General features: G+C 69.3%; 29 protein-coding genes. 19 read left to right on the top strand and 10 right to left on the bottom strand.

Features of this window, described 5'->3' with window-relative positions; genetic code table 11:
* Positions 1–104 precede the first annotated feature (104 nt).
* The gene (locus tag ACRXBZ_RS17335; RefSeq protein WP_433879972.1) at positions 105–1,031 is read left to right on the top strand and encodes a helix-turn-helix domain-containing protein; all 927 of its coding nucleotides are present in this window, start codon (positions 105–107) and stop codon (positions 1,029–1,031) included.
* Positions 1,006–1,206 (top strand): DUF397 domain-containing protein, encoded by a 201-nt coding sequence (locus ACRXBZ_RS17330; protein ID WP_433879971.1) that lies wholly within the window; start codon positions 1,006–1,008, stop codon positions 1,204–1,206. The genes ACRXBZ_RS17335 and ACRXBZ_RS17330 overlap by 26 nt, the downstream gene beginning before the upstream one ends.
* A gap of 63 nt (positions 1,207–1,269) precedes the next feature.
* On the opposite strand, the gene ACRXBZ_RS17325 is transcribed toward ACRXBZ_RS17330, so the two are convergent.
* Positions 1,270–1,422 (bottom strand): hypothetical protein, encoded by a 153-nt coding sequence (locus ACRXBZ_RS17325; protein WP_433879970.1) that lies wholly within the window; start codon positions 1,420–1,422, stop codon positions 1,270–1,272.
* A 328-nt stretch (positions 1,423–1,750) separates the two neighbouring features.
* Here ACRXBZ_RS17325 and ACRXBZ_RS17320 point away from each other — a divergent pair, with 328 nt between their 5' ends.
* The 3 genes from ACRXBZ_RS17320 to ACRXBZ_RS17310 are packed head-to-tail and all read left to right on the top strand — an operon-like array spanning position 1,751 to position 5,423.
* Positions 1,751–2,335, top strand: coding sequence for an RNA polymerase sigma factor (locus tag ACRXBZ_RS17320; RefSeq protein ID WP_433879969.1), 585 nt, complete (start codon positions 1,751–1,753; stop codon positions 2,333–2,335).
* Positions 2,332–2,805 carry a hypothetical protein gene (locus tag ACRXBZ_RS17315; protein ID WP_433879968.1) on the top strand — a complete coding sequence of 158 codons (474 nt, stop codon included), beginning with the start codon at positions 2,332–2,334 and terminating at the stop codon, positions 2,803–2,805. Before ACRXBZ_RS17320 ends, ACRXBZ_RS17315 begins: the two co-directional genes overlap by 4 nt.
* Positions 2,802–5,423 (top strand): CHAT domain-containing protein, encoded by a 2,622-nt coding sequence (locus ACRXBZ_RS17310; protein WP_433879967.1) that lies wholly within the window; start codon positions 2,802–2,804, stop codon positions 5,421–5,423. The genes ACRXBZ_RS17315 and ACRXBZ_RS17310 overlap by 4 nt, the downstream gene beginning before the upstream one ends.
* A gap of 198 nt (positions 5,424–5,621) precedes the next feature.
* Here ACRXBZ_RS17310 and ACRXBZ_RS17305 read toward each other — a convergent pair whose 3' ends face one another.
* On the bottom strand, positions 5,622–6,791 hold the full coding sequence (locus ACRXBZ_RS17305; protein WP_433879966.1) for a pyridoxal phosphate-dependent aminotransferase: 1,170 nt from the start codon (positions 6,789–6,791) through the stop codon (positions 5,622–5,624).
* Between the two features lie 434 nt (positions 6,792–7,225).
* On the opposite strand from ACRXBZ_RS17305, the gene ACRXBZ_RS17300 reads away from it, so the two are divergent.
* Positions 7,226–8,434, top strand: coding sequence for a DUF445 domain-containing protein (locus ACRXBZ_RS17300; RefSeq protein WP_168585636.1), 1,209 nt, complete (start codon positions 7,226–7,228; stop codon positions 8,432–8,434).
* 282 nt (positions 8,435–8,716) lie between these two features.
* On the opposite strand, the gene ACRXBZ_RS17295 is transcribed toward ACRXBZ_RS17300, so the two are convergent.
* Positions 8,717–9,262: a CGNR zinc finger domain-containing protein gene (locus ACRXBZ_RS17295; RefSeq protein ID WP_433879965.1), complete on the bottom strand. Its 546-nt coding sequence runs from the start codon at positions 9,260–9,262 to the stop codon at positions 8,717–8,719.
* A 356-nt stretch (positions 9,263–9,618) separates the two neighbouring features.
* Here ACRXBZ_RS17295 and ACRXBZ_RS17290 point away from each other — a divergent pair, with 356 nt between their 5' ends.
* From ACRXBZ_RS17290 to ACRXBZ_RS17265, 6 genes are all read left to right on the top strand, one after another.
* On the top strand, positions 9,619–10,002 hold the full coding sequence (locus ACRXBZ_RS17290) for a VOC family protein (protein WP_433879964.1): 384 nt from the start codon (positions 9,619–9,621) through the stop codon (positions 10,000–10,002).
* Positions 10,003–10,090: 88 nt separating this feature from the next.
* Entirely contained in the window at positions 10,091–10,495 is a 405-nt protein-coding gene (locus ACRXBZ_RS17285) for a helix-turn-helix domain-containing protein (RefSeq protein WP_433879963.1), read from the top strand.
* A gap of 5 nt (positions 10,496–10,500) precedes the next feature.
* A complete protein-coding gene (locus ACRXBZ_RS17280) occupies positions 10,501–11,142 on the top strand; it encodes a hypothetical protein (protein ID WP_433879962.1) in 642 nt (213 codons plus the stop codon).
* Between the two features lie 49 nt (positions 11,143–11,191).
* Complete coding sequence (locus ACRXBZ_RS17275) at positions 11,192–11,476, top strand: DUF2516 family protein (RefSeq protein ID WP_168585630.1); 285 nt, start codon at positions 11,192–11,194, stop codon at positions 11,474–11,476.
* Positions 11,476–12,210: an alpha/beta fold hydrolase gene (locus ACRXBZ_RS17270; protein WP_433879961.1), complete on the top strand. Its 735-nt coding sequence runs from the start codon at positions 11,476–11,478 to the stop codon at positions 12,208–12,210. The genes ACRXBZ_RS17275 and ACRXBZ_RS17270 overlap by 1 nt, the downstream gene beginning before the upstream one ends.
* Positions 12,211–12,253: 43 nt before the next feature.
* On the top strand, positions 12,254–12,802 hold the full coding sequence (locus ACRXBZ_RS17265) for a YbaK/EbsC family protein (RefSeq protein WP_433879960.1): 549 nt from the start codon (positions 12,254–12,256) through the stop codon (positions 12,800–12,802).
* Positions 12,803–12,843: 41 nt separating this feature from the next.
* Here the strand turns inward: ACRXBZ_RS17265 and ACRXBZ_RS17260 are convergent, their stop codons facing one another.
* Together ACRXBZ_RS17260 and ACRXBZ_RS17255 are read right to left on the bottom strand one after the other, a co-directional pair.
* Entirely contained in the window at positions 12,844–13,098 is a 255-nt protein-coding gene (locus tag ACRXBZ_RS17260) for a DUF397 domain-containing protein (RefSeq protein WP_433879959.1), read from the bottom strand.
* Positions 13,099–13,104: 6 nt separating this feature from the next.
* Entirely contained in the window at positions 13,105–13,953 is an 849-nt protein-coding gene (locus tag ACRXBZ_RS17255) for a helix-turn-helix domain-containing protein (protein ID WP_433879958.1), read from the bottom strand.
* A 112-nt stretch (positions 13,954–14,065) separates the two neighbouring features.
* Between ACRXBZ_RS17255 and ACRXBZ_RS17250 the strand changes: the two genes are divergently transcribed.
* Positions 14,066–14,284, top strand: coding sequence for an HC3 family zinc finger protein (locus tag ACRXBZ_RS17250; RefSeq protein WP_168585626.1), 219 nt, complete (start codon positions 14,066–14,068; stop codon positions 14,282–14,284).
* 39 nt (positions 14,285–14,323) lie between these two features.
* On the top strand, positions 14,324–14,581 hold the full coding sequence (locus ACRXBZ_RS17245; protein WP_433879957.1) for a flagellar basal body-associated FliL family protein: 258 nt from the start codon (positions 14,324–14,326) through the stop codon (positions 14,579–14,581).
* 115 nt (positions 14,582–14,696) lie between these two features.
* On the opposite strand, the gene purU is transcribed toward ACRXBZ_RS17245, so the two are convergent.
* The 4 genes from purU to ACRXBZ_RS17225 form a co-directional block, all read right to left on the bottom strand.
* Positions 14,697–15,569 carry a formyltetrahydrofolate deformylase gene (gene purU / locus ACRXBZ_RS17240; RefSeq protein ID WP_168585624.1) on the bottom strand — a complete coding sequence of 291 codons (873 nt, stop codon included), beginning with the start codon at positions 15,567–15,569 and terminating at the stop codon, positions 14,697–14,699.
* A 423-nt stretch (positions 15,570–15,992) separates the two neighbouring features.
* On the bottom strand, positions 15,993–16,733 hold the full coding sequence (locus ACRXBZ_RS17235) for a maleylpyruvate isomerase family mycothiol-dependent enzyme (protein ID WP_433879956.1): 741 nt from the start codon (positions 16,731–16,733) through the stop codon (positions 15,993–15,995).
* A gap of 42 nt (positions 16,734–16,775) precedes the next feature.
* Complete coding sequence (locus ACRXBZ_RS17230) at positions 16,776–17,627, bottom strand: O-methyltransferase (RefSeq protein ID WP_433879955.1); 852 nt, start codon at positions 17,625–17,627, stop codon at positions 16,776–16,778.
* Complete coding sequence (locus ACRXBZ_RS17225) at positions 17,624–18,142, bottom strand: DUF2505 domain-containing protein (protein WP_168585621.1); 519 nt, start codon at positions 18,140–18,142, stop codon at positions 17,624–17,626. Before ACRXBZ_RS17225 ends, ACRXBZ_RS17230 begins: the two co-directional genes overlap by 4 nt.
* Here ACRXBZ_RS17225 and ACRXBZ_RS17220 point away from each other — a divergent pair.
* The gene (locus ACRXBZ_RS17220) at positions 18,129–19,304 is read left to right on the top strand and encodes a UDP-N-acetylmuramate dehydrogenase (protein ID WP_433879954.1); all 1,176 of its coding nucleotides are present in this window, start codon (positions 18,129–18,131) and stop codon (positions 19,302–19,304) included. The genes ACRXBZ_RS17225 and ACRXBZ_RS17220 overlap by 14 nt on opposite strands.
* 89 nt (positions 19,305–19,393) lie before the next feature.
* A complete protein-coding gene (locus ACRXBZ_RS17215) occupies positions 19,394–20,401 on the top strand; it encodes a chymotrypsin family serine protease (RefSeq protein ID WP_433879953.1) in 1,008 nt (335 codons plus the stop codon).
* 191 nt (positions 20,402–20,592) lie between these two features.
* Here ACRXBZ_RS17215 and ACRXBZ_RS17210 read toward each other — a convergent pair whose 3' ends face one another.
* Positions 20,593–21,339, bottom strand: a complete 747-nt coding sequence (locus ACRXBZ_RS17210) for an SDR family NAD(P)-dependent oxidoreductase (RefSeq protein WP_433879952.1) — start codon at positions 21,337–21,339, stop codon at positions 20,593–20,595.
* Positions 21,340–21,588: 249 nt separating this feature from the next.
* Between ACRXBZ_RS17210 and ACRXBZ_RS17205 the strand changes: the two genes are divergently transcribed.
* The 3 genes from ACRXBZ_RS17205 to ACRXBZ_RS17195 all read left to right on the top strand — a co-directional run bounded on the left by ACRXBZ_RS17205 (position 21,589) and on the right by ACRXBZ_RS17195 (position 24,850).
* Positions 21,589–22,743, top strand: coding sequence for a L,D-transpeptidase (locus ACRXBZ_RS17205; RefSeq protein ID WP_433879951.1), 1,155 nt, complete (start codon positions 21,589–21,591; stop codon positions 22,741–22,743).
* A 302-nt stretch (positions 22,744–23,045) separates the two neighbouring features.
* Positions 23,046–24,341: a D-inositol-3-phosphate glycosyltransferase gene (gene mshA, locus ACRXBZ_RS17200; RefSeq protein ID WP_433879950.1), complete on the top strand. Its 1,296-nt coding sequence runs from the start codon at positions 23,046–23,048 to the stop codon at positions 24,339–24,341.
* A complete protein-coding gene (locus ACRXBZ_RS17195) occupies positions 24,338–24,850 on the top strand; it encodes a type III secretion system chaperone family protein (RefSeq protein ID WP_433879949.1) in 513 nt (170 codons plus the stop codon). Before mshA ends, ACRXBZ_RS17195 begins: the two co-directional genes overlap by 4 nt.
* The last annotated feature ends 51 nt before the right edge of the window (positions 24,851–24,901 follow it).

Genomic DNA, 24,901 nt, shown 5'->3' with positions numbered 1-24,901 from the left:
GTCGGTAGGGCATGATCGCCTCCGTTCGGTAGCGTCCTACCCAGCTGGCCCCAGAAGTGCCAACTGGCACCAGTAACAATGGATCAGTGGTGCCAGTTGGCACAATGCACCGTTCGGTGGAACTCTCCGCTACCCACGGTGCCGCTATCCTGTGGCACATGGCTGGCACCACACCCAAAGCAGTGGCGATCGGCTCCGAGCTTCGGCGTGCTCGTGAGGATGCCGGACTCAGCGCGCGCCAACTGGCGGACAAGCTAGGTCTGTCCCACACGACCATCGGGCGTTGGGAGAAGGGTGAACGCTCGCCACGGCCGGTCGATGTCGCGACGGTGCTTTCAGCCCTCGGTGCGGACAACGGAATCCGCGAAGAGCTTGTCGAGCTGGCCCGCGACACCGACGGTTCGCATTGGGTGGCGACCAGCCTGCCCGAGCAGCAACGGCAAATCGCCGCGTTGCTCGAGATCGAGCGCGATGCAACCGCGATAACCGATGTCTCGGCGATGCTCATTCCCGGTTTGCTGCAGACCGGGGATTACGCGCGGGCGATCATGACCGCTGGCGGCATCCCTGACATCGACGTGGAGACCCGCGTCGCGGTTCGGCTCGGCCGGAGGGACGCCATTACGCGAACCGACAGGCCAGCCCGCCTGGTTGCGTTCGTTGACGAGAGCGCGCTTTACCGCATGATCGGCGGCCACCATGTGATGCGCGAACAGCTGCGCTGGCTGCTCCATGTCGCCGAGTGGCCCACGGTCGACCTGCGGGTAGTGCCGGTGGGTGCGGGTTGGCATCCCGGGCTTGAGGGTGCATTCGTCATCGTCGAGCGCGGCGCGGACAACGCACCGGTGGTGCAACTGGAGACTCGGCGATCAGCCTTGTTCCTCCACGAAGCTGCCGACGTCGCCGCATACCAAGAAGCGGCGGCGAGGGTGGAAGAAGTTGCGATGAGCCCAGACGCCACATCCGGGCTCATCGCCGATCTGATCAACAGAATGGATGCGCAACATGACGGTACAGCACGAGCCGGATAACTGGCGGAAGTCCAGCCGCTCACAGAACGGCTCCGCTTGTGTCGAGGTCGGCAGCTTCGGGGACGGCGCCGCCATCCGCGACACCAAGAACCGCGCCGCCGGATACTTCACAACCACCACCGACCAGTGGTCGGCGTTCGTCGCCGCGATCAAGGGCGGCAGGTTCGACGCCTGACCCACAACAAAGAAGCGCCCGCCCGGTAGTCCTGGTACCGGGCGGGCGCTTCCGTTTTCGCGGTCACCACCGCCAGTAGTAACGGCCGTGCGCTGTCCACCGGTTCGGGGCGTACTGGAAGATGTGGAAGGCCATGCCTTTGCCCTTGGCGATGAACTGGTCGCGGCGCAGCTTCTCCCGCAACACGCCGTCGTAGGCCCGTTGTCGTCGAGCCATCGTTCGTACTGCTTTAGGCGCCGCTGATTGGAGTCGATGCCGCTGCGACCGGGGTGGACGTGGCGAGTAGCTTCGTGCGGCTGGTCCCCGGTGGTGGGCGTCGGTTCGGCTATGCGCGTTGGAGCGGAACGTCCTTCGCCGCGCCGCAGGTGGCTGCGGCCGTTGCGAATGCCTTGTGTGAGGGCCGCGATCCGGACGAGGCAAGCGATCTTGCCCGTGGGCATTACCCGTTCGAGCGGTAATTGGCGCGAAGTGAATCTGTAAGCACCTCTCGTTCCTCTTATTACGCGGGAGGACGAAGATCGCGAACGGTGAGAGGTGCTTGGTCGTGCACGAGATCGGGGAGGACGGGACGTCCGCGGTGCTGCTTCGCCGCGCGGCGGCCGGTGATCAGCGGGCGTGGCAGGAGTTGGTGGATCGCAACGCGCCGGTGGTCTGGGGCGTGTCGCGGGCGTTCACCGCGAACACCGCGGACGCCGAGGACATCTACCAGGCAACCTGGTTGCTGCTGGCGGAGAACATGGGGCGGCTGCGCGAACCGGAGTCGTTGTCCGGATGGCTGGTGACCACCGCGCGGCGGGAGTCGATGCGATTGCGCCGGGCGCGGCAACGGGAATCGCCGGTCGGGCTGGATTCCGGCGACCTCGGGCCGCCGGACTACGCCGAGGATCCGGAGCACAAGGTGCTGCGGGCGATGACGAATTCGCGGTTGGCGCAGTCGTTCGCCCAGTTGCCGCAGCGCTGCCAGCAGTTGCTGCGGGTGCTGGCGGTCGCGCCGGAGACGAGTTATGCGCAGGTCAGCCAGGCCCTGGGGATGCCGCGCGGGACGATCGGGCCGAAGAAGAGCCGCTGCCTGGCGGAGTTGCGGCGACGCATGCTGGCCGCCGAGGTGCCGGAGGAGGTGGCGGGATGAACCAGCGGATTCCTGCGGAGCTGCGTGGGTTGCGCGACCTGTTCCAGTCCTGCGACCCCATTCCTGAGCAGGCCCTCGCGGGCGCGTACGCGGCCATGGCCCGGCGCTCGCCGATCGAGGACCCGGTGGTGTTGAAGCTCGTCGGCGACTCGGCGGAGTCGCTGGCCAGGGTCCGGTCCGGGCAGCCGGAGCCGCGGGTGCTGACCTTCGCGATGCCCGGACGGGTGTTGGAGGTCGACCTGGTCCCGACCGTGGACGGCCTGTACCGGGCGTCTGGGATGGTGCTCAACCGGGCGGGTCAGGCGCCGCCGGTCGGCGAGGTCGTGCTTCGCCATCCCGCCGGGGAATGCACGGGTTCCCTGGACGAGCACGGCGCTTTCCGGGTGGCCGACGTGCCTCGCGGTCCGCTCAGCGTGGTGTTCCGACCGGTTCGGTCGGTGCCCGCCGTTGCCGATTGGTTGGTCTGTTGAGCGCCGGGACGGCGGTGGCACCGCCGGATGCGATCACCGCGGCGCTGTGGTGGCGGGACAACGCCGACGCAGCTCCGGAGATGGCCATGCGCAAGGCAGAGCAACTGCTGTCGGACACCGGCGACGCCGAACTCCGGGTGCTTGCCCGGCACATCGCGGCGGTGGCAGCGGTGGAGCGCGGCCGGGTCCGGCAGGCGCGGCGGCACGCCCGCCTCGGGCTGGCCGCTGCGAACCGCGCCGCGAAACCGGAGCGGGCCGCGCAGCTGCGGCTGACGCTCGCGTGGATCGAGTTGGAGCGAGGCGCGACCGGTGAGAGCTGGGCGCACCTGGTGGCGGCCGAGCCGCTGCTGCCCGCGGCGGACCGGGCGCGGGCGGCTTGCCTGCGCGGACTCCTGCACTGCCAGGGCGGTCAGCATTGCGAGGCGCGAGCGGAGCTGACCTGGGCGTTGCGGAGCCTGTCGGCGGATGACGATCGGCGCTGGATGGCGAACGCCCTGCTGGGGCGAGGGCTGGCGAACCTGTACACGAACAGGTTGACCGCTGCGGAGGCGGATCTGGCCGCCGCAGAACAGGGTTTCGCCTCGGACGGCCGAACCGCGCGGGCGGCGGCCTGCCGGCACAACCGCGGTTGCGTCGCGTTCCGGGCCGGTGATCTGCCGCGGGCGCTGCGGCTGTTCGAGGAGGCGGTTGCCGCCGGGCTGGACGTCAAGTCGAACCCGGAAGCGCTGGTGGACCGGGCGGAGGCACTGGCGGCGGCCGGGTTGATCGGCGAGGCGCGGGCGACGATGGAGCAGGCGGCCGACCGGCTGGTCGCCTGCGGCCGGGCCGGTCAGCTCGCCGAAACCAGGTTGGCGCTGGCCGGTTGCGCACTCCGGGCCGGCGACGTGGTCGCCGCTGCGGAGGCCGCCGGTAGCGCACGACAGCTGTTTCGCGCGCAGCGACGGCGAGCATGGGCGGCCTTGGCGACGGCCATCGGGTGGCAGGCGAAGCTGCGCGGCGGGCAGTGCTCGCGCTACGCGCTCGGAGCAGCGCGGCGAGCGGCTGCCGCGTGCGAAGAGTCCGGGTGGATCGGGCCTGCGGCAGAGTTGCGGCTCACGGCTGGTCGGTGCGCTGCACAAGCCGGGATGCGCACGTTGTCCCGCAAGCTCCTCGCGTTGTGCGTTCCGCTGCGCGACGAGGTCGCGGCGCCTCCGCAGCACCGTGCGTTGGGGTGGCTGGCCGCGGCCTTGCTCGCCGATCAGGACGCGGATCCGGATCGGGTGTTCGAGGCGTGCCGGGGTGGGTTGCAGGCCATGGACGGCCAGGCGGCTGGCATGGCGGCCTTCGAACTTCGCGTGCATGCGCTCGGTTTGGCGGCCGAACTGGGTGACACCGCGATTGGTGCCGCACTGCGAGTCGGCGATCCGCGATTGGTGCTGCGCTGGACGGAGCGGTCGCGGTGCAGCGCGCTGCACCGTCGGGTGCTGCAGCCACCGGCGGATCCGAGGCTGAACTCGGCATTGGTGCGGCTGCGCGCTGCGGTGCTGGAAGCGCAGGGCAGCCGTGATCCGAAGCGGGCGTTGGGGACGATCGCCGAGCTGGAAGAGCAGGTGCGTCACCGCGCGATGCTGGTGGGAGGTCGCACCAGCGGGCTGCGGGTGCCGGGAGGCGTCGATGACGTCATCGCGGAGCTCGGCGATTCCGTGCTGCTCAGCCTCTTCGCCCGCGGTGATCGGCTGTTCGCGATATCCATTGTGGACGGTGATGTTCGGCTGCACGTGCTGGGCCCGGTGGCGAACGCGGAGGCCCACACGGCCCGCCTTCGGCACCTGCTCGCGCGGCAGGCGATGGGCGTCGCGCGGCACGCAGCGCCGATCTTCGAGACGGGTGTCCGCCGCGCGGCCGAGGAGTTGCAGGCGCAGCTGCTCGCGCCGGTGCTGCCGGCGCTCGAACGAGGCCGGTCGCTCGTCGTGATCCCGACGGGGTGCCTGCATGTGCTGCCGTGGGCGGCGTTGCCCGCGTGCCGTGGGCGCAGCGTGACCGTGAGCCCGTCGCTGCGGTGCTGGCTGCGCGGTGCATCGGATGCCCGGTCCGCGGATCGGGTCGGTGCGCCGGTGTGGGTGGCAGGCCCGGGCCTGGACCACGCCGAGCGGGAGGTCCAAGGGCTGCACGCGGTCGCGGGCGGGCGGCTGCTGGTCGGCGCCGACGCCACCTCGAAGCGAGTGCTATCCACTGTGGACGGAGCGGGGGTCGTGCACATCGCCGCGCACGGCCGGTTCCGGGACGACCAACCGCTGCTGTCCTGCCTCGACCTCGCCGACGGTCCGCTGTACGCCTACGACCTGGACCGGCTGCACCGCGGCCCGACGACGGTGGTGCTCTCGGCCTGCGACGTGGGTCGGTCGGCGGTCAGCCGAGGCGATCAGCTCAGCGGCCTGGCGACGACCTTCCTCGGGCGCGGCACCGCGACGGTGATCGCCAGCGTGGTGCCGGTCCCGGACGAGCGCACGGCCAGCGTGATGGTGTCGCTGCACCGAGCGCTCCGCGAGGGCCGCCCGGCGGCTGCGGCGCTGGCCGGGGCTCAAGCGGAACACGGCGAAGCCGGATTCGTCTGCCTCGGTTACGGAGGTGATCGATGACAGCAACCGGCCACCTGAGCTGAGGCGCTCACCCGCACTTGCCTGATCGGGAAGCCCGCGCGCACTGCGAATCGGAGCCGCGCCCGGGCACCGCCGCAGGACGTCGGGCGACCTACCCATGCCGCGTGGCTACGGCGTGGCTACCGCTCTTCAGCGTGGCTACGGCCAAGGGCGCAGCCGGGAGGTACTTCGGTCGCGTCAGCGGAGCTTGTGGAGGCGGCGGATCGCTTCGTCCAGGACCTCGTCGCGCTTGCAGAAGGCGAACCGCACCAGGTGCTTGGCGTCTTCCGGGTTGTCGCAGAAGACCTGCACCGGGATCGCGGCGAGCCCGATCCGTTCCGGCAGCGAACGGCACAGTTCGGCGCCGTTCTCGAAGCCGAGTGGCCGGACGTCGGTGCAGACGAAGTAGGTGCCCTCACTGGCGAGCACGTCGAAGCCAGCCTCGGCCAAGCCCTCGGAGAGTCGGTCCCGCTTGCGCTGCAGGTCCTTGCGCAACCGCTCGACCCAGTCGAGCTCGTTGCGCAGGGCGTGTGCGACCGCAGGTTGGAACGGTGCGCCGCCGACGAAGGTCATGAACTGCTTCGCTGCGCGCACGGCGGCGACGAGCTCGGCCGGACCGCAGATCCAGCCGATCTTCCAGCCGGTGGCGCTGAAGCTCTTGCCGACGCTGGAGATCGACAGCGTCCGCTCGGCCATGCCGGGCAGGGTGGCCAGCGGGTGGTGCTCGCGGCCGTCGAAGATCAGGTGCTCGTAGACCTCGTCGGTGATGGCGATCACGTCGTTCTCGCGGCAAACCTCGGCGATCACGGCGAGTTCGGCATCGGTGAACACGGTGCCGGTCGGGTTGTGCGGTGAGTTCAGCACCAGGGCGCGGGTCTGCGGCCCGACGGCGGCGCGCAGCGCCTCGACATCGAGCTCGAAGCGGTGGTCGGGGCCCTGCCGCAGCGAGACGGTCCGGCGCACCCCGCCGGCCATCGCGACGGCGACCGGGTAGGAGTCGTAGTACGGCTCGATTAGCACGACCTCGTCGCCGGGCTCGACCAGGGCGAGCATCGCGGCGGTCAGCGCCTCGGTCGCACCGACGGTGACCAGCACCTCGTCCTCGGGCCGGTGCTCGACGCCGTAGCGCGCCAGGCGGTGCTCGGAGATCGCGGCCCGCAGGTCCGGTTCACCGGGGCCCGGCGGGTACTGGTTGACGCCGTTGGCGATCGCCTCCTGCGCGACGCGCAGCATGCCCTCGGGGCCATCGGTGTCCGGGAAGCCCTGACCGAGGTTGACCGCACCGGTCCGCCTGGCGAGCTCGGTGATCTCGGCGAAGATCGTGGACGTGAAGGGCCGCAACCGGCTGGTGAGGGCAGGACTACGCACGCCTCCAGAGGGTAGTCGATTCGTGGCCGTTTCCAGACTCACCTAAATGGCCGGTTCCGGTAGCGGAACCTCACAGTCCGGGCTTGTGCGTGGACCGGGGCTGTCCTCGCCAGGCGACCTCTGCGAACCCCCTGACGGTGCGAGTTGCGCGGACGAGCCAAGCGGCCGTGCCCGCTTGCGGCTGCCTCTGACGTGCAGCGTTCCGCGTCACGGTGGCGGTCATGCGCGTGTTTGGAAGGGTTGGAAGGGACTGTTGATCGCGTCATCCCATCTGCGCATCGCTCGTCCCGGTGGGCCGGTGCGAGGTGGCCGGGGCGGACGGTTTCCGGGATGTCCGGTTCGGGGCGGCTTCGGTGGTTTCCGGACGCTGCCACAATCGGTATGTGCAGCCGACAGCCGTTTCCGACAGTGACAAGCGCCGTGGTCTGCGGCGGATGAAGGCGGTGGCCGGCGGATTCCTGCTGGTCGCGACCCTGATCTACGTGATCGCCAGCTGGCAGGACAACGCTGGCGCCGGTGCCTGGGTGGGGTACGTGCGGGCCGCCGCCGAGGCAGGCATGGTCGGCGCGCTGGCGGACTGGTTCGCGGTCACCGCGCTGTTCCGGCGGCCGCTGGGCCTGCCGATCCCGCACACCGCGATCATCCCGACCCGCAAGGACATGATCGGCCGCAGTCTCGGTGACTTCGTCGGCTCGAACTTCCTGGCCGAGCAGGTGGTTCGGGACAAGCTGCGCCGTGCGGAGGTCAGCCGCCGGCTCGGCGGCTGGCTCGACGACGCCGACCACGCGGAGCGGGTCACCTCGGAGCTGGCCACCGCGGTGCGCGGCGTCGTGCAGGTGCTGCGGGACGAGGACGTGCAGGCCGTGCTGGAACAGGCGGTCGTGCGCAAGGTGCTTTCGCAGCCCTGGGGGCCACCGCTGGGCCGGATTCTCTCGCAGGTCTTCGCCGACGGCTCGCACCACAAGCTCGTCGACCTGATCTGCGACCGGGCCTACGACTGGGTGCGGGACAACCACGAAACGGTGCTGCGGGTGGTCAGCCAGCGCGCGCCGTCATGGTCGCCGAAGTTCTTCGACACCATCGTGGCCGACAAGATCTACGTCGAGGTGCTGTCGTTCGCGTGGGCGGTCAAGACCGACCCGGAGCACCCGATGCGCAAGGCCGTCGACCGGTTCCTGGTGGAGTTTGCGGCCGACCTGCAACACGACCCGAAGACGATGGCCAAGGCAGAGCAGATCCAGCAGCAGGTGCTGGAGCACCCGGAGGTGCAGAACCTCGTCTCCTCGGCGTGGGGCACGGCGAAGAAGATGCTGCTGGACGCCGCAGAAGACCCGTCGAGCGAGCTCCGGGTCCGGGTGCGCGAAGGACTGCGCTCGCTCGGCCGCCGGTTGGTCGAGGAGCCGGAACTGCAATCCAAGGTCGACGGTTGGCTGGAGGGCGCCGTGGTCTACGTGGTGTCCAACTACCGCGACGAGCTGACCACGCTGATCACGGAGACCGTGGAGCGCTGGGACGCGCAGGAGACGTCCCGCAAGATCGAGCTCCAGGTCGGCCGGGACCTGCAGTTCATCCGCATCAACGGCACCGTCGTCGGTGCCCTCGCCGGCCTGCTGATCTACACCTTCTCTCAGCTGCTGCTCTGAGAGCCTGTCGGCGAATGCTGTCCGCGCCTTTGGAAGCGGCGCAGCCGCTTGCATTCACCTTGCCAAGACGACTGTCGGCGGGTTCTGAGAGGTTTTCTGGCGAGGACGGCCCCTCCGCCGCGTATTGGGCATACATCAGGAGGGGCACCCGCAGTCCAGGGAACCTCTCAGGTTCCGCTAAGCGACCACCCACCCAGACCATTCACCAACAGGCTCTACGAACCGGCCTCACCCGAGGAAAATGGCCCGTTCGCCCCGCGGCGAGCGGGTCGTTTTCGCTGTTCAGGCGGTGGTGTGGCGTTCCCGCCAGGAGCGGGCCTTCTCGCGGTTGCCGCACACGCGCATAGAGCACCAGGTCCGGGAGCGGTTGCGGGAGCGGTCGTAGAACGCCCAGAGGCAGTCGTCGGCCGGGCAGATCTTGATCCGATCCCACCGCCCGGTGTGCACTAGGCGGGCCGCCGCGACGAGCACGCTGCCGATCGCGTCGCCGCCGGTCAACGTCGGAATGCCGTTGTGCAACCGGACCTGCACGGGCCAGGCCGTTTCGAACACCGCATGCGGTCGGACACCGCAGGACACCGTTGTGCGCATGGCGTCACGGATCTCGCGCGCCGCATCTACGCCGGGGGCTTTGCCGAGGTCCTGGTCGATGCACCACTGCTGCCACTGCCCGGGATCGTCGAGGGTCTCGGTGCCCTTCTCGGCGTCGCAGGTGTTCAGGAAGGCCAAGACCAGCGCGATGTCGTGGTCGAAGTCGAGTTCGACGCCGTCCGGGGACGACGGGCGATCCACCTCCGGAGCGACAGCTCTGCTGTTCACGAACACCATCGTAAGTCAATAGGGGGTTGTGCCGGGTTGATATAACCAACATAATCACAACACCGGTTAGTAACCTGCAATCTTGTTTGACAGGTTAGGGTTGTGGAGATGAATCCGATCCGGATCGATCCGTTCGGGTACTCCGCGAGCAGCGGCGAGCCGACCGTGCGGGCGCTCCAGGGTGCCGAGATCGACCGGGTGCCGAGATCGACCGGGTGCCGCGCAAGGGGGCAGGCTCCGCCAGGAGCGGCTCGACCGGTTCGCCACTGATGGGCCTCGGCGACGGAGGCGCTGCGGCCCGGCGCTGCGGTGGACTCCGGTCCGGCTCCGCGCGGTTGCTTCAACTGATCACGAGAGGAATGACGATGACGACGACCTTGCGATTGGCCGCCTTCGCGATCGACTGCCCGGACCCGCGGGCGCTGGCCGGCTTCTACGGGCGGTTGCTGGGCTGGGAGCTCGACCCCGAGTCCGATGACCACTGGGTCGAGCTCGTGGACCCGGCCGGCGGCGCGCCACTGGCCTTCCAGCGCGACCCGGGCTACCGCCCGCCGACCTGGCCGAGTCGGGATGTGCCGCAGATGATGCACCTGGACATCAGGGTGCAGACGCTCGCGGAGGGGCACGAGCGGGCGATCGCGGCGGGTGCGACGCCGCTGCCGCAGCCGCCCGACCAGCAGGGCGCGAGCTTCCGCGTCTACGCCGACCCAGATGGTCACCCGTTCTGCATGTGCGCCTGCAAGGAGTGATCGGACTCTCCGGTCAGCCTGCAAGCAGCCCGCTTGCAGGAGCTAGCACTCGTGGTTATCGTGGTTGGTGACCGGAGGTGCTAGCCCGATGGATCGTGTGGACAAAGCCGTCAACAAGGCCGTCAACCAAGCGGTCAGCGACCTCGGCAGCTACATCCGGGCGCAACGCAACAACGCCCAGATCTCGTTGCGGCAGCTGGCGAAGCTCGCCGGCGTGTCGAACCCGTACCTGAGTCAGGTGGAACGCGGGCTGCGCAAGCCGAGCGCGGAGATCTTGCAGCAGATCGCCAACGGGCTGCGGATCTCCGCCGAAGCGCTCTACGTGCAGGCCGGGATCTTGGAGCGCCGCGAGAGCGGGCCGGTGGTGGACGCGATCCTCGCCGACCAAGAGCTCAGCGAGCGGCAGAAACAAGTGCTTCTGGACATCTACGCCTCGTTCCGGCGGGAACGCGAAACCGCGGCGGACGGGGACACCGAGCAACCCGAGGAGTAACCGCCATGCCGGCATTCCCGAAGACCGAAGACGTGACCAAGGTGCGCGAGCAGGCCGCGCAGGCCCTCGGTGAAGCCGTCGAGCAGGCCCGCACCCCGCTGCTCGCCGCGCTCGGCGCCGGCGACCTCGCTGCCCACGCCCTGCTGGAGGCGGTCAACAAGGTCCGCAGCCAGCTCAACGAGCGCGCCGAGGCCGCGCGCCAGGAACTGCCGGGCGACCTCGGCGAACTGCGCGACAAGTTCGACCCGGCCGAGCTGCGCAAGCGCGTCGACGCCTACAGCCAGACCGCGAAGCAGCTCTACGACTACCTGGCCGAGCGCGGCGAGGAGACGCTGCACCGGCTGCAGGACCAGCCGCAGGTCAAGAAGGTCTGGGACCAGGTCGGGACGGCACAGGGCAAGGTCGAGGAGACCGTCGACGAGGTCCGCGACCTGGCCGACGACGTGCTCGGCAAGGTCAGTCGCCCGTTCGGCAAGACCGATGAAGAGTCCGCCGAGGAGCCCAAGGCCGCCCCCAAGGCCGCGGACGAGCCCGCCGCCAAGCCTGCGGCGAAGAGCACCACGGCCACGGAGACCACTGCGCGCAAGACCACGACCAAGTCGGCCGCCGCGAAGAAGCCCTCAACCAGCAAGTCCACCGAAAGCTGACCGTCCGACCGGATGCCCGCGGTCCCGGCGACCACGTAGGGTAGACGACGTGGAGCTGGCGCTTTGGATCCTGACGATCATCTGGATTGCGGGCATCCCGGTCGGGGTATTCGCTTTCGCGCACGCGGCGCTGCAGCGCGCGGACGCTTTCACCGCCGTAGACAAGCTGAACAAGCTGGCCTGGATGGGCATCACGGGTGCCGCGGCACTGGTGCTGATCTTCAGCATGCAGGGCCCGTACACGATCATCTGGATCGCTGGGCTGGTCGCTTCGCTGGTCTACATCGTCGACGTCCGGCCGAAGGTGAAGGAAATTCAGGGACGGTCCTGGTAGTGGGGGCTCGCTGGGCGGCGCACGGCCGCGGGTCCCCGGTGACCCTCGTCGTGCACGGGCTGGGCGCGACCGAAGGCGAAGCGCGCATTCCGGCCTCCGGCCTTCCGGGAACGCGCGTCGTGATCACGCTGCCGGGCCACGGCAGCGCCCCGGATGCGCTCCCGAGCTACTGGAACTACGCCTCGGTCGCGGCAGACGTCCTCGCCGTGGCTGATGAGGCCGAGGCGACCCGCGCCGTCGGTGTCTCGCTCGGCGCGGGCGCGTTGACCCGCATCGCCGCAGATCATCCGGGCCGGTTCGAGCGGTTGGCGCTGCTGCTGCCCGCCGCGTTGGACCGGCCTCGCGAGGTGGCCGCGACCTGGGCGTTCGAGCGGCTCGCGGCCGCGGTCGCCGATGGACCCGAGGCGCTGCGCGAGATCGTCGCCGCGGACATCCCCGCAGGCATCGAGGTCGGCGACTACGTCGACCGCCGGGCCGAGGCCTTGCTGCGGCTCGAAGACGCGCTTCGCGAACTGCCCGAGCAGGTCCCGGTCCCGGACCCCGCCGTGCTGGCCGCCGTCCGGTCGGAGGTGCTGGTTATCGGCGCCACCGACGATCCGCTGCACCCGGCCGAGGTCGCCAAGGCGGTGGCTGCGGCCTTTGCCCGTGCCCGGCTGGAGATCCTGTCCTCGTCCGTGCCGATGCTCACGCATCGCCGGGAGCTGCGCCGCCTGCTGGCGGACTTCCTGCGCTGAACCCGCATCCGGCGAGTTCGGGCGGGTTCGTATTGTCGGGGGCATGGGTGTTGATTGGTCTGTGGCAGCCGGAACGCTGGACGTGAGCTCGGCGCTGGAGCACCTCGATCTGCTCGCCGAGCCGGTTGCGGCGGCGGTGCGCGAGCTAGACGACGAGCGGGTCGGGGTCACCGAGATCGACCCGGAGCTGGCGGACACCGCCGCGTTCTGCGAGCAGTACGGGTCGCCCCTGGAGCTGTCGGCGAACTGCGTGGTCGTCGCGGGCAAGCGGGCCGGCGAGGTGCGCTACGCCGGGTGCGTCGTGCTGGCCACCACCCGCGCCGACGTCAACGGCGTGGTCAAGCGGCGGCTCGACGTGCGCAAGGCGTCGTTCGCGCCGATGGACGACGCGGTTCGTCTCAGCGGCATGGAGTACGGCGGGGTCACGCCGTTCGGGCTGCCCGCCGACTGGCCGATCCTGGTGGATCCCGAGGTGGCCAAAGCCCCGGCGGTGGTCGTCGGCAGCGGGCTGCGCCGCAGCAAGATCATCACGCCGGGCGAGATCCTGGCTCAGCTCCCGGGAACGGAGCTCGTCGAGGGCCTAGGCCGGTGATGCTCGTGAGTGCGAAAACGGGCTCCAACCCGCTTTCGCACTCACGACCTCTGGAAGCCCCCGCCCTTGACGGCGGCAACGAAGTCGGCCCACCGAACTCGGGAAACGGTCAGTACGGGACTGGCGTCCCCAAGTTTCGAATCCCGCATCCCGACCAGGTCAACAACCTGCCCGACCTCGACGCAGTTGCCAGTTCCGTTGCTACGGCTGGACTTCTGCCAGCCCACTTCGACGCAGTTCTGTGCCCCGTTGCTGCGGCTAGATTTGCGCCAGATCATCTCGTCCGAGCCACGCAACTTTGATCACTCCTTGGTAAGTGCTTCGATCTCGCGGTTGACCAGGGCCAGTGTGTCTCTGTCACTGAGCGCAGCAACGCGCAACCGGTCGAAAACCAGGCTATATGCGCGGACGTGTTGAGGTCGAGACAGATAGTCGGAACTCGTAAGACTCTCGATGTACGCGATGCTTGAGTTAGCTTGCTCAAGATGGAGCAGTGTGAAGGCGATGCCGACGCCCGCATGTGCCCCGCTATCCAGCGGGATCACCTGGATTGTGACGTGATCAAGCTCGGCCAGAGATCGAAGCTGCTCCAGCTGGTCCCGATGCACTGGTCGCCCGCCTACTCGTCGGCGGATGGCCTCTTCGCCTAGAACCACCCAAAGCAACGGCGCACCCGGTTCGAAGAACCTCTGAGCCCGTCGCGCACGCGACTCCGCCATCTCGTTCACGTCCACCGAGGGCACAACTACAGAAGCAGAAAGCAGTTCACGAGCGTAATCGCGGGTCTGCAGCACTCCAGGGATCGAGTCCCCGAAGAAGAGCTTGATCTCGGATGCGTTCGCTTCCAGATTGACGTACTTCTTCGCCCAGTCGGGGACACGCGTAGGAGGAACCTTGCGGCGAGCTTCCTTCGCAAGCACCAGGACCTTCTCCACGGCGTTGTCCTTCGCGCCGTAGAGGGCCACGAGAGCTTGAGCGTCCTTATGGGACAGCTTGCTTTCGCCGGTCTCGATCTTGCTGATCTTGTTCCGATACCAGCCGAGCTGAACCGCAGCTTCGTCGGCAGACAGGCCGAAGCTCTCGCGGAGTTCTCGCAACTCGGCTCCGAGAACGAGGCGTTGCACGAGCGGACCTGGGTCGTTGCTGGTCATGCGCATCAGTGTGCCTTCCCTCTATCCGGCGAACATCATGACCGACGCTAGGAACTCAACTGGGAATCCTAGTACGGTTCCCAGTGATCAAGCCCGTTGCTTGGAGAGCTCCATGAGCGAGTACCTGACCTACATCTGGCGGCCGGTTACCGGTGGTCGGCACGCTTTCCCCATCGCTGCGAAGAAAGCTGCGTCCGGAGAGACCGTCACTGCCTACTGCAGGGTGGAAGCCGACGCGGCGGAGTTGCACGATCGGTCCGAAGTGGACTGGATTCGCGAGGAGTCGTGCATGCGCTGCTGGCGCATCCTCGCCGATCGTGACCGTGCCTGATTTACCTGAGACCGCTACAGATTTCGGAAGGAAATCCTTATGTTCTGGCTTCAACTGGCCACTTTCGTCCTCTTCAACCTGCTGATCCTGGCCATGCTGGTCAGTCGCGTTCCGGTGCCCGGGTTCTCGCTGTCCGCAGCCCAACACGCCGGAGGCGGCGAAGGTGGGTACACCGTCTGGCACCTGATCGCCGACGTCGAAGCCGAACGCCGCGCCGAACGGGAGCCTCCGCCGATACCGACGTTCCCGACGCGCGACCCCGACGAGCCCACCGGCCGACACCACCTGCGCACCTGATCAACCCCCCCAAGAACGGGCCGCTGCGGTGCCCCCATCCCCCGACCCCGCCGCAGCGGCCCACCCCGGTGGCCGGGCGGCGAGCCTCCCCCTCCCAGCGCGCCCGGCCACCGCATCAGAAGACGACGGTGCGGCGGCCGTGGACCAAGACCCGGTCTTCGAGGTGCGCGCGCAAACCCCTGGCCAGCACGAGCTTCTCGGCGTCGCGACCCTTGCGGACCATGTCGGACACGTCGTCGGTGTGGTCGACGCGGATCACGTCCTGCTCGACGATCGGGCCGGCGTCGAGCTCCGCGGTCACGTAGTGGCAGGTCGCGCCGATGAGCTTCACGCCGCGCTCGTAGGCCTGGTGGTACGGGCGGGCTCCGGCGAACGACGGCAGGAAGCTGTGGTGGATGTTCAGCGCCCGACCGGCCCATACTTCGCACAGCTCGGGCGGCAGCACCTGCATGAAGCGGGCGAGCACGATCGCGTTCGGGTCGTGGTCGTCCACCAGCTTCCGGACCTCCTGGAACGCCGCGGCCTTCGCCTCGGGGGCCTTGGGGAACGGCACGTGGTGGAACGGGATGCCGTGCGCCTCGGTGATCGGGCCGAGATCTGGGTGGTTGCCGATCACCGCGCGCAGATCGACGTCGAGCTCGCCGGAGCCGATACGGCCGAGCAGGTCGTGCAGGCAGTGACCTTCCTTCGACACCAGGATCACCACGCGCCGTCGCTCGCCGGTGTCGGTGACCCGCCAGTCGGTGCGGCTGCCGAGTTCCTCGGCGACGGTGGTGAAGCGGCGCCGCAGCTCGTCGATGCCGAACGGCAGCGAGTCCGCCAGGACCTCCTGTCGCGTGAAGAACCAGCCGGTGTTGGTGTCGGTGTGGTAGCCGGCCTCGACGATCCAACCGCCGTGCTCGGCGATGAAGGTCGCGATGCGGGCGACGATCCCGGTGCGGTCCGGGCATCCCAGGCTGATGACGAAACGACGTTCGGAAGGGCTCACGGTCGGTCATTATCGCAGGTAGCAAAGGCCGTGCCGGAAACCGGCCGCACCGTGGCACACCCGCTGGGACGCACTGTTTCACCTGGTCAGGTGCTATGAGTGCTTTCGTGCGCTGGAGTGGCTGGTTTGGATGTGGCGCGACGTTGTTGTGGGGCCGCTCGTGTCTGTTGACAGTCTGTGAAGCGCCCAGGCTCGTCGGGTGCCTTCATCGGCCGGGGAGCCCCGAACTATCCAGGGCATAGCCGGTATGAGCGAACGGACATTCCATTCATCCCGTCTATTGACGCGAACGGACAGTCCGTTCGCTTCACACCAGCGAAGCCAGGTACACGCACAACAAGTTCTCAACACACGCTCTATAGCTCTATAGCAGCCAAGCATTCACGTACTACAGCAGCGGAAACGGTGCTCCAGAGTGCGATGTCAGAGACCGGAGGTGAGGGCCGCGAGGGCGGCGTCACCGGTGACCAGGGCCGTGCTCGGGCGGCCCCAGGCCCGCCGGTACACCGCGTCTGCGGTGCCCGCCACGGTCGCGTCGACCTCCAGTGCGGCGTCCGTCGGCGCCCCGGCCAGCGGCGGCAGGCCCGGCCGGTACTCGACCAACCACGCGCGGCCCGCGTCGGGAGCGTGGTAGAGCACCCTCCCCTTGCTCTCCCGCTCCGCCCAGCTAGGCACCTGCAGCAACACGGTTAGCAGCTCGTCGATGCCGTCGGCGGCCAGCTCCGGATCGAAGATCAGCTCGTGCACGTGGTCCGGGCCGAGCCTGGCGAGCGCGTGCTCCGCGTCGAGCCGGTGGATCGCCGTCTCATGCGCCATCCGCCGGGCCCAGGTACGCGCCGTGCCGCCGGGGAAGAACGCCCGCACCGGGCGATCGGGGTCCGAAATGGACAGTTCGTGACGCAGCGCCGCCAGCTGGTCTTCCCACCAGGCCAGCGCGTCGTCGAACTCCGCGGGCGGACGTGGGGGTTGCGGCCGGTCGCTGTCCGGCCCCAGAGCCAGCGAGAGGCGCGCCATCGCGTACACCCGGGCGAGGTGCCGCACGAGCTTCCGGACGTCCCAGCCCGGGCAGGTCGACACCTCGGCGTCGGGACCGGCCTGCATGACGGCGCTGCGGAACGCGGCCGCCTGGTCCTGGAACGCGCGGAGGTGGAAGTCGCTATCCATGCCTCAACCGTAAAAGCTCCGAGCGTGATCGGACGAGAATTTTCAGGGCGCGATCGCGGCCCAGTCGACGGTGAGTTCCCCCCACCGCCACCGCCGCCGCCGGTCCAGCACCGGCCAGCCCAGCTCCGCGAACAACTGCGCGGCGTGCGCCCACCGGGTGCGCGGCCCGAACGGTGCCATCGGGGCCGCCTTCGCCCAGCACATGTCTAGCTCGCCCAGCATCGCGTGCACCTTCTCGCCCGGCACGTTGCGGTGGATCAAGGTCTTGGGCAGCCGCTCGGCGAGGTCCGAAGGCCGTTCGATGTCGGCCGGCCGGCAGGCGAGCGTCAGGGTCCGCGGCCCGCCCCGGTCCAACGTCACCCAGCAGCAGCGCCGCCCGATCTCGTCGCAGGTGCCCTCCACCAGCAACCCGTCCGGCGCGAGCCGGGAGCACAGCTCGTCCCACGCCTTCCACGCCTCGGGCTCGGTGTACTGGCGCAGCACGTTCAGCGCCCGCACCAGCGCGGGTCCGGGGAAGTCGCGTACCCCGGCGGCCAGCCCGGCCAGCTCGAACCCGCCGCGGCGGAACTCCAGCGCAGGCGGGTCCGCGACGAGCTTGCCGGCCGCGACCCGGTCCGGGTCGATCTCCAGCCCCACCACCCGCGCGTCCGGGCGCAGCGCCCTGAGCCGTGCTGCCAGTTCCACGGTGGTCACCGGGCTGGCGCCGTAGCCGAGGTCGATGACGACCGGCTCGGCGGCGTCGCGCAGCGCGCGAGCGACCCACGGGGTGCCGGCGATCCACCGGTCGATGCGCCGCAGCCGGTTCGGGTTGGTGGTACCCCGGGTGGGCATGCCCAAGGCGCGGGCCCGACCGGCCGCGAGCCGGGGCGCCCGCTTCTTCGGGACCGAATTCATCCCCGGCGGGCCAGCCAATCGGTGGTGAAGTTCTCCTCGTCGGACAGCAACTTCTGCACCTGGTCGACGATCAGGTCTTCCAGCTTGCCGCCCAGGAACGGCACGTTGACCCGGACGCTGCCGGACACCACGAACTCGCTGACTGCCGACCCTGCCGGTTCGGCCAGGTCGCGCAGCCACATCGAGCCGGTGATCGAGCAGGGCGCTCCGGCGATCTCGGCGGCGATCTCGCCGGTGTAGCTCCCGTCCTCCCGTCGCCGCCACGACTCGCTGCGGTCGATCTTCAGATCATCGCCGACGACGGTGCGGGCCACCGACGGCAACGCGTCGGCGTGCGCCCCCTGGCGCACCTGGAACCGGGCGCCGTCCTCGGTGGTGACGTGCTGGAGCAGCGCCGCGTTCGAGCCGCCGATCTCCGCCAGCCGGTCGGTGAGGTAATCGATGTCGATCAGCGCCTCGTACACCCGGGCGGCGGGCCACTCGGAGGTGCTCCGGTGCTCGATGCGGCGTGCCATGCAGCGGAGGTTACCGTTGGCAACCGTGAACCCCTCCACGTCCGGTGCCGAAGAAGTGCGCGACGACACTCTGTTGTCGGGCGCGCACGCCGGTGAACGCGGTGGTGACCTGCCGCTGGCCGACTACACCACGCTGCGGCTGGGCGGCCCGGCGACGGAACTGATGATCGCCCGCCGCCCCGAAGAGCTGACCGCCGCGGTGCGGGCCGCCGATTCGGCCGGGCAGCGGCTGCTGGTACTCGGTGGAGGTTCGAACGTCGTGGTGGCGGACGAGGGTTTCGCCGGGCACGTGGTGCGGATCGCGACCAAGGGACGCCAGTACGACGGCGTCGGCGACGGGCTGGTGCAGCTCACCGCGGAGGCTGGCGAGGACTGGGACGAGGTCGTGGCCGACACGGTCCGCCAGGGACTGGGCGGGCTCGAATGCCTGTCCGGCATCCCCGGCCTGACCGGGGCGACGCCGGTGCAGAACGTCGGCGCCTACGGCGTCGAGGTTTCCGAGCTGCTGGTCTCGGTCGACCTGCTGGACCGCAGTACCGGACGCGTGCGCACGGTCCCGGCCAGCGAGCTCGGGCTGACCTACCGGAACAGCGTGCTCAAGCACAGCGACGTCGCGGTCGTGCTGCGCGCGCGGTTCCTGCTGCGCGACGGCGGCCGGTCGGCCCCGATCCGCTACGCCGAGCTCGCACGTGCGCTCGACGCTGAACCCGGCTGGCAGGTCGACGTGGCCAGCGCCCGCGAAGCGGTCCTGGCGCTGCGGCGCGGCAAGGGCATGGTGCTCGACCCGGCCGACCACGACACCTGGAGCGCCGGCTCGTTCTTCACGAACCCGATCGTCGGCGCCGACGAGCTGCCCGAGGTGCTGGCCCGCATCGTCGCCAAGGTCGGTCCCGACCAGCGGATTCCGCAGTACCCGGGGGACGACGGCCGGACCAAGCTGTCCGCGGCGTGGTTGATCGAGCGGGCTGGGTTCGCCAAGGGGCATCCGGGCCCCGTCGGTCGGGTGAGGTTGTCAACCAAGCACACCCTCGCGCTGACCAACCGCGGCGCCGCGACGACCCGCGACCTGCTACTTCTTGCGCGTGAAGTTCGGGACGGAGTACGCGTGGCCTTCGGCGTTTCGCTGGCACCCGAGCCTGTGTTGGTGGACTGTTCGCTGTAGCAGCCGAAGAGCCGAACGGCCGTAAGAGTGACTCTTCGTGACTGATGCGTAACCCTGAGTGTTAAATGGTGTAGGTGGAGGGGGCCACCATGCTGAGCATCAGGGAGCTTAGAGACCGGGCGGTCATACGTCCGATCAAGCGGGCGGTCGAGGACCAGCTCCTGGACCTGCCCGGGGTGACTGCCGTGGACATCGGTGTGCAGCACCGCGCAGGAGAGCCCACCGGTCAGCAGGTCATCGTGGTGTCGGTGATCCGCAAGATTCCGCGCGAGCAGCTGGGCGCGGGCACCTGCGTCCCGAGTGACATCTTCGGCATCCCGACGGACGTCATCGAGGAGCAGCCGGTCCTGCAGCACATCCACTGCGCCCGTGACAAGCCGCTGGCGTCGTGCCAGCCGCGCAGCGAGCGCGCCGGGGTGGTGCGTGGCGGCAGCGGGATCGTGCCGTGCCGCGCCGTCCACCTGTCGCCGCCCGCGGTGTCGAACGCCGGCGAGTACCGCCGGATCGGCACGCTCGGGGCGATCGTCACCGGCACCTCGCCGACGGTGGTGCCGATGGGGCTGACCACCTTCGACGTGGGTTGTCTGGACGACGCCTGGGCGGTGGGCGACCGGATGGCCGACCCGGAGGGCGGCTGGATGCACACCGAGCTGGCGCGGGCGGCGCTGTCCGGCCGGGTCGACGCGGCCGCGGTCGCCATCGCGCCCGGTTCGGAGACGTCGTGCGTGGTCGACGGCATCGGGCCGGTCACCGGGCACGCCACGGCCTACCCGGGCGAGCGGGTCCGCAAGAACGGCTTCGGCACCGGCGTGACGGTCGGCATCATCACCTCGGTCGATGCGACCGTGCGACTTGACCACGGCGAAGCCCTGGGCGTCCGGGTGCTGCGGGAGCAGATCCGCATCACCGCCGCGGACCTGCGGTTCTGCGGTCCGGGGGACGCCGGGGCAGCGGTGATCGATCCGGGCGGTCGGATCATCGGCCTGCACGTGGCGGGCAGCCGGGATGGCGCGTTCGGTTTCGCCAGCCCGATCGCCGATGTGCTGGCGGAGCTCGACGTGGAACTCTGCACCGAATACCAACGCATCCGCGTCTGAGACTGGAACGGGTGAAGGGCACCTTCGACCTGCCAAGTCGGGCGGATTCGACGGATCTCGAAACCCATCACAACCCCGAAGTCCGGGTGTTGCGACAACCCCTAGAACCGAAGACCGGAGTTGCAACGAACCCTTGAACCCGCCCCTTCGATTTCCATTTGAAAATTTGAAATTGCGGACGGTCTGGTGGGTCACTCGTGGCGGTGCATTCGGGTCGCCGAGTGCTGGTCGCGGGGCTTGACCTCGATGTAGTCCAGGTTGACGTGCGATGGGCGGGTCACCACGAAGGTGATGATGTCCGCGATGTCGTCGGCGGTCAGCGGCGTGATGCCTTGGTAGACCGTCGCCGCGCGCTCCTTGTCGCCGCCGAAGCGCACCTCGGAGAACTCCGTCTCCACCGCACCCGGCGCGACCTCGGTGAACCGAACCGGCTCGCCCAGGTGCTCGCCGCGGAGCGTGCGGTGCAGCGCACCCTGGGCGTGCTTGGCCGAGGTGTAGCCCGCGCCGTTGTCGTAGACCTGCGAGGCGGCCACCGAGGTCACCGTCACCACGTGCCCGTCGCCGGAGGCGATCAGCTTGGGCAGCAGCGCCTTGGTGACCCGCAGCGTGCCGAGCACGTTGGTCTCCCACATCCAGCGCCAGTCGTCCTCGTCGGCGGCGGCGATCTTGGCCAGGCCCTTCGCGCCGCCGGCGTTGTTGATCAGCACGTGGCATTCCGGCACCTGTGCGACAAACGCCGCCACCGAGTCCGGGTCGGTGATGTCCAGTGGCAGCGCGGTGCCGCCGATCTCCTCGGCCAGCTCGGTCAGCCGGTCGAGCCGCCGGGCGCCCAGCACCACGCGGAAACCGGCGGCGGCGAGTTGGCGCGCGGTGGCCGCGCCGATGCCGGAGCTCGCCCCGGTGACCACGGCCCAGCGAACTGCAGAGTTTGTGCTCACGTCTTCTTCCTCCTGGAAACGGCCGATTGCCCGCTCCCATCCGACCACGTCCGGCCGGCGCACGTGGACGGCGGTTCGGCGGGGGCTCTCGTTCGCCCCACGATGTGACACGACACACTGGGGGATCAGGACATCTTTTCCGCCCCTCGAGCGTCTCTGGGTACGAGGGGTCATTTTTCGACGACCGTCCTTGCGTTCGGGGCAAACGGACGGGCGTGCGGCAATTTCAGAAGGGATCGGGGTCAGAAGGTGAGTGGTTCCAAGCTGCGGTCGCTGTGGGCTGCGCTGGCGGGGGCTTTGGCTGCACTGCTGCTGATTTCGGGCTGCGGTTCGCCCGCGCCGCAGGATCAGGAACCCGCGGACCCGGTAGCCAAGGTGACCTTCGAACCGGGCGCCGGTGCGGGCGAGGTCAACCCGACGGCGCCGATCAAGGTCACCGTGGACCGCGGCAAGTTCGACTCCATCGCGTTGACCAACGCCGACGGCAAGCAGGTCGCCGGCGAGCTGTCCAAGGACGGCAGGACCTGGCAGGCCACCGAGTCGCTCGGCTACGGCAAGAGCTACTCCTGGTCGGGCCAGGCCATCGGCGAGGACGGCCAGCAGGTGCCGGTGCAGGGCCAGTTCAGCACGCTGCAGCCGAAGAAGACGATCCGCGCCACGATCAACCCGACGGACAACGCCGAGGTCGGCATCGCGATGCCGATCAGCGTGAAGTTCGACGAGCCGGTCAAGGACAAGGCGGCGATCCAGCGCGCGCTGACTGTGCAGACCTCGGTGCCGGTGGAGGGCTCCTGGGCGTGGCTGTCGGACCGGCAGGTCGACTGGCGGCCGAAGGAGTACTGGCCGGCGCACACCCACGTCAGCGTGAACGCCAAGCTCTACGGCCAGTCCTACGGCGACGGCGCGTACGGGCTGGCGGACCTGAGCACCGACTTCGACATCGGCCGGTCGCAGATCGTGAAGGCCGCCGTGGGCACCCACCGGCTGGTCGTGATCCGGAACGGCCAGCAGGTGGCCAATTACGCGGCGAGCTACGGCGAGGAGTACGACCCGGGCCGGAACACCCCCAACGGCATCTTCATGGTCATGCAGAAGAACCCGGTGGAGATCATGGACAACCCCCGGTACGGGTACCACGACGTGCGCAAGACCTGGGCGGCTCGCTTCTCGAACCACGGCGAGTTCATCCACGAGAACCAGGAGAACGCGGCCGCGCTCGGCAAGGTCAACAACTCGCATGGCTGCATCAACCTCAGCGCGGCGGATGCGAAGGCGTACTACGACAGCGCGCTGATCGGCGACCCGATCGAGGTGACGGGTTCGGCCAGTTCGATGCCGCCGCAGTTCGACGTCTACGACTGGCTCCTCAGCTGGGACCAGTGGACCAAGAAGTCGGCGCTCTGACGCGAGGTTTCAGCAGGTGGGTGCCCGTGAGCGTTTGTGGGTGCGATAGCCCCCAGAAACGCTCACGGGCCGGTCGACGGCGGTGTGAGTAGCGCCACCCGGGGCCGACGGGCCGTGCGGTTTGGCGGCCCCAGGGCGGTAGCGTCGAGCGTCGGCCCGGACGGGGTCGTGAGCGGTGTGACCACCACCGCCCGCGAATGTCGTGGTTTCGGCACCGTGGCGGGAATGTTTCCGCCACGGCGGGTGTCGGGGTTGACGTGCGTCCGAAAACTTCGGGCCGACCGGCTTGCGATGGGCAGCAGATGACCTCCAGAACGTTACGCATGCGGCCACGCCGCGCCGCCGTCTTCTCGTTGCACACCTCCCCGCTGGAGCAGCCGGGCACCGGCGACGCCGGGGGCATGAACGTCTACATCGCGCAGACCGCCAAGCGGCTGGCCGATGCGGGTACCGAGGTCGAGATCTTCACCAGGGCGACCTCCTCAGACATCCCGCCGATCGCGGAGCTTGCCCCCGGGGTCCTGGTCCGGAACGTGGTCGCCGGCCCGTTCGAAGGGCTCGACAAGAACGACCTGCCGTCGCAGCTGTGCGCCTTCGCCGCCGGTGCGCTGCGCGTGGAAGCCCGCCACGAACCCGGCTACTACGACATCGTGCACTCGCACTACTGGCTGTCCGGGCAGGTCGGCTGGCTGGCTCGGGAGCGCTGGGGCGTCCCGCTGGTGCACACCGCGCACACTCTCGCCAAGGTCAAGAACGCCAACCTCGCTGCGGGCGACAGCCCTGAGCCGCGGGTCCGGGTGCTCGGCGAGGAGCAGGTGGTCGCCGAGGCGGACGTGCTGGTGGCGAACACCGAGTTCGAGGCAGCCGACCTGATCACCCGCTATGGCGCCGATCCGGACGAGGTCGTGACGATCCCGCCCGGCGTCGACCTCGGATGCTTCACCCCCGGCGACCGCCAGGCCGTCCGGGCCGGGCTGGACCTGCCGCCGGACGCCATGGTGCTCGCCTTCGTCGGCCGCATCCAGCCGCTGAAGGCCCCGGACGTGCTGCTGCGGGCCACGGCGGAACTGCTCGCGCGGCACCCGGAGATCCGCGATCGCCTGGTGGTGCTGGTGGTCGGCGGGCCGTCCGGCAGCGGGCTGGAGCGCCCTCGGGCGCTGCAGGAGCTCGCGGTGCAGCTGGGCATAACCGACGTGGTGCGGTTCCTCCCGCCGCGCAACGGTGTCGCGCTGGCCGACGTGTACCGGGCGGCCGACGTCGTGGCGGTGCCGAGCCACAACGAGTCCTTCGGGATGGTCGCGCTGGAGGCGCAGGCCTGCGGCACGCCGGTGGTGGCGGCCGCCGTCGGCGGCCTGCCGGTCGCGGTCGACGACGGGGTTTCCGGGCTGCTGGTGGACGGGCACGGCACCGGGCAGTGGGCGGAGGCCCTCGGCTCGCTGGTGCTGGCGCCGAAGCTCCGCGCCCGGCTGACGGCGAACGCCCCCGCGCACGCCGCGCGGTTCTCGTGGGAACGCACCACCGAGTCGCTGCTCGACACCTACGCGCAGGCGAAGATGGCCTTCCACGCGCAGTCGCGCATCCGGGAGGTGACGGCGTGAGCGTCGATGGGATAATAAAGTCCACATTGGACGCCAGCGGGCTGGAGTACGCCTCGAAGGGTGCGGGGCGGTTCTTCGTGACCCTGCCCGGCAGCAAGAAGCTGCAGACCAACTGCTGGCTCATCGTCGCCGAGCACGCCCTGGTCGTCGAGGCGTTCGTGTGCAGGCAGCCGGACGACGCTCACGAGGACGTGTACCGGTTCCTGCTTCGCCGCAACGCCCGGCTCTACGGCGTGCACTACACGATCGACGGCAACGGCGACATCTACCTGGTGGGCCGGATCGGCCTGCACGCGGTGACCACCGACGAGCTCGACAGGGTGCTCGGCCAGGTCTTGGAGGCCGCCGACGGAGACTTCAACACCCTGCTGGAGCTCGGCTTCGCCACCGCCATCCGGCGCGAGTGGGGCTGGCGCGAGTCGCGCGGCGAGTCTCTGGCGAACCTCCAGCCGTTCCGGCATCTGGTGGCACGCGACGGCCCGGTCCAGCCCCTCCACGACCGGCCGTAGGGCCAGGCATCGCCGCTGATCCGCATGAGCTGACCGGCTTCGTCGCCCTCG

It is taken from the genome of Saccharopolyspora hattusasensis, assembly GCF_050972075.1.
Taxonomy (GTDB): domain Bacteria; phylum Actinomycetota; class Actinomycetes; order Mycobacteriales; family Pseudonocardiaceae; genus Saccharopolyspora; species Saccharopolyspora hattusasensis.
This window is presented reverse-complemented; position numbering and strand designations above follow the sequence as displayed.

Bases quoted from the DNA above. Each gene is read 5' to 3' on its own strand.
- ACRXBZ_RS17335 (WP_433879972.1), top strand. From the start codon at position 105: ATGCACCGTTCGGTGGAACTCTCCGCTACCCACGGTGCCGCTATCCTG.
- ACRXBZ_RS17330 (WP_433879971.1), top strand. From the start codon at position 1,006: ATGACGGTACAGCACGAGCCGGATAACTGGCGGAAGTCCAGCCGCTCA.
- ACRXBZ_RS17325 (WP_433879970.1), bottom strand. From the start codon at position 1,422: ATGGCTCGACGACAACGGGCCTACGACGGCGTGTTGCGGGAGAAGCTG.
- ACRXBZ_RS17315 (WP_433879968.1), top strand. From the start codon at position 2,332: ATGAACCAGCGGATTCCTGCGGAGCTGCGTGGGTTGCGCGACCTGTTC.
- ACRXBZ_RS17300 (WP_168585636.1), top strand. From the start codon at position 7,226: ATGAAGGCGGTGGCCGGCGGATTCCTGCTGGTCGCGACCCTGATCTAC.
- ACRXBZ_RS17295 (WP_433879965.1), bottom strand. From the start codon at position 9,262: ATGGTGTTCGTGAACAGCAGAGCTGTCGCTCCGGAGGTGGATCGCCCG.
- ACRXBZ_RS17290 (WP_433879964.1), top strand. From the start codon at position 9,619: ATGACGACGACCTTGCGATTGGCCGCCTTCGCGATCGACTGCCCGGAC.
- ACRXBZ_RS17285 (WP_433879963.1), top strand. From the start codon at position 10,091: ATGGATCGTGTGGACAAAGCCGTCAACAAGGCCGTCAACCAAGCGGTC.
- ACRXBZ_RS17280 (WP_433879962.1), top strand. From the start codon at position 10,501: ATGCCGGCATTCCCGAAGACCGAAGACGTGACCAAGGTGCGCGAGCAG.
- ACRXBZ_RS17265 (WP_433879960.1), top strand. From the start codon at position 12,254: ATGGGTGTTGATTGGTCTGTGGCAGCCGGAACGCTGGACGTGAGCTCG.
- ACRXBZ_RS17255 (WP_433879958.1), bottom strand. From the start codon at position 13,953: ATGACCAGCAACGACCCAGGTCCGCTCGTGCAACGCCTCGTTCTCGGA.
- ACRXBZ_RS17250 (WP_168585626.1), top strand. From the start codon at position 14,066: ATGAGCGAGTACCTGACCTACATCTGGCGGCCGGTTACCGGTGGTCGG.
- ACRXBZ_RS17245 (WP_433879957.1), top strand. From the start codon at position 14,324: ATGTTCTGGCTTCAACTGGCCACTTTCGTCCTCTTCAACCTGCTGATC.
- ACRXBZ_RS17235 (WP_433879956.1), bottom strand. From the start codon at position 16,733: ATGGATAGCGACTTCCACCTCCGCGCGTTCCAGGACCAGGCGGCCGCG.
- ACRXBZ_RS17230 (WP_433879955.1), bottom strand. From the start codon at position 17,627: ATGAATTCGGTCCCGAAGAAGCGGGCGCCCCGGCTCGCGGCCGGTCGG.
- ACRXBZ_RS17220 (WP_433879954.1), top strand. From the start codon at position 18,129: ATGCGGCGTGCCATGCAGCGGAGGTTACCGTTGGCAACCGTGAACCCC.
- ACRXBZ_RS17225 (WP_168585621.1), bottom strand. From the start codon at position 18,142: ATGGCACGCCGCATCGAGCACCGGAGCACCTCCGAGTGGCCCGCCGCC.
- ACRXBZ_RS17215 (WP_433879953.1), top strand. From the start codon at position 19,394: ATGCTGAGCATCAGGGAGCTTAGAGACCGGGCGGTCATACGTCCGATC.
- mshA (WP_433879950.1), top strand. From the start codon at position 23,046: ATGACCTCCAGAACGTTACGCATGCGGCCACGCCGCGCCGCCGTCTTC.